The organism is Altererythrobacter sp. MTPC7 (assembly GCF_042851395.1).
GTDB lineage: Bacteria > Pseudomonadota > Alphaproteobacteria > Sphingomonadales > Sphingomonadaceae > CAJXSN01.
Genome location: NZ_BTGS01000032.1, coordinates 1 through 5,327 on the forward strand (window position 1 = coordinate 1; position 5,327 = coordinate 5,327).

The 5,327-nt window shown below is 57.3% G+C and carries 7 protein-coding genes; 5 read left to right on the plus strand and 2 right to left on the minus strand.

Annotated features, from left to right (window positions below; genetic code table 11):
• Positions 1–36: 36 nt before the first annotated feature.
• A complete protein-coding gene (locus ACGHJ7_RS14565) occupies positions 37–438 on the minus strand; it encodes a nuclear transport factor 2 family protein (RefSeq protein WP_390479131.1) in 402 nt (133 codons plus the stop codon).
• Between the two features lie 329 nt (positions 439–767).
• On the opposite strand from ACGHJ7_RS14565, the gene ACGHJ7_RS14570 reads away from it, so the two are divergent.
• The gene (locus ACGHJ7_RS14570) at positions 768–1,166 is read left to right on the plus strand and encodes a VOC family protein (RefSeq protein WP_390479133.1); all 399 of its coding nucleotides are present in this window, start codon (positions 768–770) and stop codon (positions 1,164–1,166) included.
• 292 nt (positions 1,167–1,458) lie between these two features.
• Here ACGHJ7_RS14570 and ACGHJ7_RS14575 read toward each other — a convergent pair whose 3' ends face one another.
• Complete coding sequence (locus tag ACGHJ7_RS14575; protein WP_390479135.1) at positions 1,459–2,334, minus strand: LysR family transcriptional regulator; 876 nt, start codon at positions 2,332–2,334, stop codon at positions 1,459–1,461.
• Positions 2,335–2,433: 99 nt separating this feature from the next.
• On the opposite strand from ACGHJ7_RS14575, the gene ACGHJ7_RS14580 reads away from it, so the two are divergent.
• The 4 genes from ACGHJ7_RS14580 (at position 2,434) to ACGHJ7_RS14595 (ending at position 5,119) form a co-directional block, all read left to right on the plus strand.
• Positions 2,434–2,841, plus strand: a complete 408-nt coding sequence (locus tag ACGHJ7_RS14580) for a DoxX family protein (protein WP_390479137.1) — start codon at positions 2,434–2,436, stop codon at positions 2,839–2,841.
• Between the two features lie 4 nt (positions 2,842–2,845).
• Positions 2,846–3,658 carry a DODA-type extradiol aromatic ring-opening family dioxygenase gene (locus ACGHJ7_RS14585; RefSeq protein WP_390479139.1) on the plus strand — a complete coding sequence of 271 codons (813 nt, stop codon included), beginning with the start codon at positions 2,846–2,848 and terminating at the stop codon, positions 3,656–3,658.
• Positions 3,655–4,254 carry an NAD(P)H:quinone oxidoreductase gene (gene wrbA / locus ACGHJ7_RS14590; protein WP_390479141.1) on the plus strand — a complete coding sequence of 200 codons (600 nt, stop codon included), beginning with the start codon at positions 3,655–3,657 and terminating at the stop codon, positions 4,252–4,254. The genes ACGHJ7_RS14585 and wrbA overlap by 4 nt, the downstream gene beginning before the upstream one ends.
• A gap of 235 nt (positions 4,255–4,489) precedes the next feature.
• A complete protein-coding gene (locus ACGHJ7_RS14595) occupies positions 4,490–5,119 on the plus strand; it encodes a trimeric intracellular cation channel family protein (RefSeq protein ID WP_390479142.1) in 630 nt (209 codons plus the stop codon).
• Positions 5,120–5,327: the final 208 nt, after the last annotated feature.

Sequence of the window (5,327 nt, forward strand, 5' to 3'; positions counted from 1 at the left end):
GACTCCGTTTGCTCGCCGTTCGTCAAGGACCCACGATCAGTCTTCCCAGAAGGCCTGATCGTTACCGATATCTGATGCGTAGAATGAAGCTTCCACAATCCGGGCGCCCTTGAAACTGAATACGGCAAGCTCCTGCCCGCGAATGGTCCGATTGTTCTTATCCGCACTCCAATCGACAACGGCAGCGCAATGGTTGCCTGTCTCAACAGTGCTGGCGACCCGCAGGGTGAAGGTCCCGCCTGTGGTGGCGAGGGCACCCTTGAGCATGTCCACCACCGCATCGGCTCCCCGAAGCTGTCCCATATGATCACCGACGACCGGCTCGTTCCAACGCACATCGTCTGCCAACCACACACGTAACGCATCCGGGTCGTTAGCCTGTCGGGCCTTATAGAAGGCATAGACTAATTCAGCTGGTGATTGATGGTCGATACTCATGTGGCTTATCTAGCCGCACCGTTGCGAGACCGCCACGACATTCATGATGAGGTGCCTTCGACGAACACGTCTATTCGAAGACCGCTTTCGACTATTGCCGCTCTGAAACCGGTCAGGCAGCAAACCACCCCAAAAGCTGACGCCCATCTAACGCAGCTTAGAGCCTGATAGCCGACTGTCAGCTTTATCACTTGATCTGAGCAAAGCCGACATTCCGCTACCGACCCAATAGCGGACATCCGAGGGCCGGGGGTGACTGCGGGTTACGTGCCTGTTAGGTGAGACCGCTAATGGCGATCGGAAGTCGATCAGCCTTCAGGAGAGTATACGTGCTTTTTCACACCATGGTCGGATCGAACGATATTGAACGATCCAAGCGCTTCTACGACACAGTTCTCGACACCTTAGGTGCAGGGGAAGGGACGCGGAACATCGCCGACAGCGGCCATACCCGTCTGATCTACAATAACGGCAACGGAACCAACTTCATCGTCAGCCAGCCGATCAACGACGAACCGGCAAGCGCCGCCAACGGCAGCACAGTCGCCTTCTCCTGCGACTCGCCCGAGCAGGTGAAGCAGCTTCACGATACCGCCGTTGCCGCTGGCGGAACCTCGATCGAAGCTCCGCCCGGACCGCGCGAAACTGCCTCCATGGGCACCATCGAACTGGCCTATTTTCGCGATCCCGACGGCAACAAACTGTGCGGAATTCATTTTCCTGCCTGATCCGTCCGGCGCGGGTCTGCTTCTAAACCTAGCAGACCTCGATCATGCGATCCCGCGAATGACCGCTTGCCACCCAAAGTCAGTCATTCGCTGCCGGCTCGCCATCTCCTGAAACCGGACCGGCTGCTTTTTAAGCTTTACAGATAAAAGCGGCTGGTCTGCCAACGACCCAATTGCGGACATTGGCATATAGCCAGCTTTGCGCCCAATTTCGATCATCTGCCCTGTACCTATAACCGCCTAGAAGCGGACCCACAGTTAGGACCTGCTAGGATTTGTGAGCGGCCATATTCTATCGGGCTTTCGGATTTAAAACGCTGGAGTTCTCCTTCAACGCTGCAATCACCGCGTCCGCAACCGCGCGAACCCTTGGCATGTGTCGCATGTCGATATGCACCCCTAACCAGATGTCACGGACCAGTTCCGATTTCGAGTTCTTGAGCCGGACGAGGCTTGGTTCCAAATCTGCTCTGTAGCAAGCCAGGGCTGCGACCCCGGCACCTGCGAGAGTAGCATGTAGCTGCACTTCGCGACTGTTCGATCTGAAGCCTATGGAGGCGTTCGGAAATACTTCTCGAAGCAACTTGGCTTCCGGTAGGTGGGCCTGATCGTCCAAAACCGTGACGAGCCGCACATCGCCGCGTTTGGCCGGCTCGATCCACTCAGCGGTGGCATAAAGCCCGATGGCAACCGCACCAACGCGTCTGGTTGCAACTTCATGTCCTTCAAATCGTGTCATGCGGAGCGCAATATCGGCTTCGCGCTTCGACAGACTGAGCGATCGCGTATCGGGAACAAGCTCTACCACGATGCCCGGATGCTTGTCTTGGAGCGCAGCAAGGGCCGGCGCGACTATGCGCGCGGCCAGCGTGTCAACTGTTGTCAGCCTAACGACTCCTTCGAGAGCAACGTCCCTTCCGGTGATCGCGCGTTCCGCAGCCAGGACTTCAGCTTCAGCGCGTTCCGCATTGCCGAGCACTGCCTCCCCGGGCGGCGTAAGCGCATATCCGGTCGGGGTGCGCTGGAGCAATCGAGCCCCAATTCGTTTCTCCATAGCTGCGAGGCGGCGCCCCATCGTTGGTTGAGTAACTCCAAGCGAGCGCGCCGCGGCCGAGAGCGTGCCGTGCCGCGCGATTGCAAGGAATGTCCGAAGGTCGTCCCAGTCCATGCCTTGGTATACGTAAACGCATAGCCAGTAGTCAATGATGGGCAATTCAATGCAAAACCGTATCAGACTATCTAGTGTTCAACCGACCTGGAGGACTTTATGACTGACGCCATTACAACATCCCGAGCCATTGCCCTGTTGCGAGTGACGAGCGGCTCGCTCCTACTTACGCACGGATTGACCAAGCTAGTCGTATTTACCCCAGCGGGAACGGTCGGATTTTTCGAAAGCATCGGCTTTCCCGGCATTCTCGCGTATCCTGTCATGGCGGGCGAGATTGCGCTTGGATTTGCGCTTATTGTGGGTTTCATGACCCGCTGGGCTGCGCTTGGAGCGCTGGTCATCATGATCGGAGCAATTATCCCGCACCTTTCCGCTGGCTTCAGCTTTTCTAATCCGGGAGGTGGCTGGGAATATCCCGTGTTCTGGGCAGTGACTCTGCTCGCGCAAGCAATGTTTGGCGACGGCGCTTATGCGATCGGTAATCCGTTCGCGAAGAAGGTCTGAACCCATGCTTCGCCCGCTTTTTCTTTCGCACGGAGCTCCGACGCTTCCACTCGAGGATGTAGCCGCCCGCTACTTCCTCGAGGGGCTGGCGCCCACAATACCCCGTCCACGCGCGATCCTTGTCGTGTCAGCTCATTGGGAGACTCGCATTCCCACGGTCAATGCTGTCGAGAAGAACGAGACGATCCATGACTTTGCGGGCTTCCCCGAAGCCCTTTACCGGCTGTCCTATCCTGCGGCCGGCTCTGCGGAGTTGGCAGAACGCGTGGTGGATCTCCTGGGCGATGCCGGTCTGTCTGCAGCCACCGATAACGCCCGCGGTCTCGATCACGGAGCCTGGGTTCCTCTGATGCTGATCTGGCCCGATGCCGACATACCGGTCGTGCAGCTTTCAGTGCAAAGCCAGCTGGGGCCCGGGCATCATCTCGAGGTCGGACGGGCCATCGCGCCCCTTACGCGTGAAGGCGTCCTGATTATCGCCAGCGGAAGCTACACACATGATCTCTCCAGCTGGCGCGGCCAGCAAGGCAAGGAAGAGCCCGAATGGGTCAACGAATTTGCAGACTGGTTCGATGAGGCACTTAGAGAAGGTCGTACCTGCGATCTTCTCGCTTACCGACGTCTCGCTCCGAACGCTCAGCGCAATCACCCGACCGAAGAGCATCTTCTGCCCCTTTTTGTTGCACTGGGGGCGGCAGGATCAGAGGCGTCTGCCGAAAGGCTTCATACCAGCACGACTTACGGTGTCTTGCGGATGGATGCCTACGCATTCGGTCAGGCCGATGATAAACTCACAACGAAGGAAACAAAGTCATGAGCAAGGTTCTCGTTCTATATTATTCGACCTATGGTCACATCGAGGTGATGGCCAACGCGGTCGCGGAAGGTGCGAGGGAAGCAGGCGCGATTGTCGACGTGAAGCGCGTGCCCGAGACGGTCCCGGAAGAGATCGCTCGTGCCAGTCACTTCAAACTGGATCAAGATGCGCCGATTGCCACGATCGAAGAACTGGAAAGCTACGACGCGATCGTCATCGGAACCGGCACAAGGTTCGGCCGGGTGTCGTCGCAGATGGCGGCGTTTCTCGATCAGGCGGGTGGTCTCTGGGCGCGGGGTGCATTGAACGGGAAGGTCGGCGCAGCCTTCACAGCCAGCGCGACGCAGCACGGAGGACAAGAGACCACCTTATTTTCTCTGATCACGAACATGCTGCATTTCGGGATGACCATCGTCGGCCTCGATTATGGGTTCGAAGGCCAATCGGGACATGACAAGGTTCGTGGTGGTGCGCCTTATGGTGCGACTACCATCGCCGGTGGTGATGGCAGCCGCCAACCCGACGAAGACGAGCTTGCCGGTGCCCGGTATCTCGGAGCGCGCGTGGCCAAAACCGCCGAAAAGTTGTTCGCGTGATCAATTCTCAAGGGGGGCGGGCAGCGTATCAAACCTTACCCAATGCCCCCTTTTGCAGAAGGAGCTTGGAGCCGCCACTTATGCGACCGAAGGCTCTCACTTTATATGCAGATTTATTCGCGCTTTCCTCTGGGCCACGGGAGGACACGGCCTTCCCGGTGCGGGGAAAAGGATCATCGCAAAATGACTTTCGACTGTGTTGCGGCAGTCATCACGATTTAGACAAGAGCAAAAAGTGATATTCGATAGCAGCATTGCCGCCCTCGACTGGCTTGGCATCGTGGTTTTCACCATAAGCGGCGCTCTAGTCGCTTCACGCAATCAGATGGACGTCATCGGCTTCATCCTGCTTGGCACGGTAACCGGGATCGGCGGTGGAACCATCCGTGATCTCTTACTGGACAGCCAACCGATATTCTGGATGGATCGTCCAGAATATCTTGGCGTCTGTATGATAGTCTCGGTGGCGGTTTTCTTCACAGCTCATCTCGCCGCCTCCCGCCATCAATGGATACTGTGGTTCGATGCATTGGGGCTCGCGCTCTTCGCAACCGCCGGGGCCGAAAAGGCCAATGCGCTAGGAGAGGCCCCATTGGTCTCGATCACTATGGGCGTCATAACAGCATGCTTTGGGGGGATCATTCGCGACGTTCTCGGAAAAGAAGATTCCATAATCTTTTCTCACGAGATTTACGTGACTGCAGTGGTTCTCGCAGCCTCGACCTATATCGTCCTGCATCCGCTGGGCCTACAGCGTGAAATTGCAATCGTAATTGCGCTGGCATGCGGGTTTGGGTTGAGGGCTGGAGCGCTTTCGTTCGGATGGGCGCTTCCCCGCTACAAACCTCGGGGCCCTGAAAACTGAGCGTTGTCAGCGTTCCGTGCGTTGACGCAACGATCTCGGTTTGGTTCCTAGTACTGTACTGACGGTCAAGAATGATGCTCGCCTCGCATTTCCGGAACGCAATGCTGACGGTAATTCGGCTTCGAGTAAAAGCTCCAAAAGCAGACTGGCTGAAACGGGCCCAGTATTGACTTCTTAGCGAATTGCATTTGCGGCAGCTTTCCACCCC

Bases quoted from the DNA above. Each gene is read 5' to 3' on its own strand.
- ACGHJ7_RS14585 (WP_390479139.1), top strand. From the start codon at position 2,846: ATGCTTCGCCCGCTTTTTCTTTCGCACGGAGCTCCGACGCTTCCACTC.
- ACGHJ7_RS14580 (WP_390479137.1), top strand. From the start codon at position 2,434: ATGACTGACGCCATTACAACATCCCGAGCCATTGCCCTGTTGCGAGTG.
- ACGHJ7_RS14565 (WP_390479131.1), bottom strand. From the start codon at position 438: ATGAGTATCGACCATCAATCACCAGCTGAATTAGTCTATGCCTTCTAT.
- wrbA (WP_390479141.1), top strand. From the start codon at position 3,655: ATGAGCAAGGTTCTCGTTCTATATTATTCGACCTATGGTCACATCGAG.
- ACGHJ7_RS14575 (WP_390479135.1), bottom strand. From the start codon at position 2,334: ATGGACTGGGACGACCTTCGGACATTCCTTGCAATCGCGCGGCACGGC.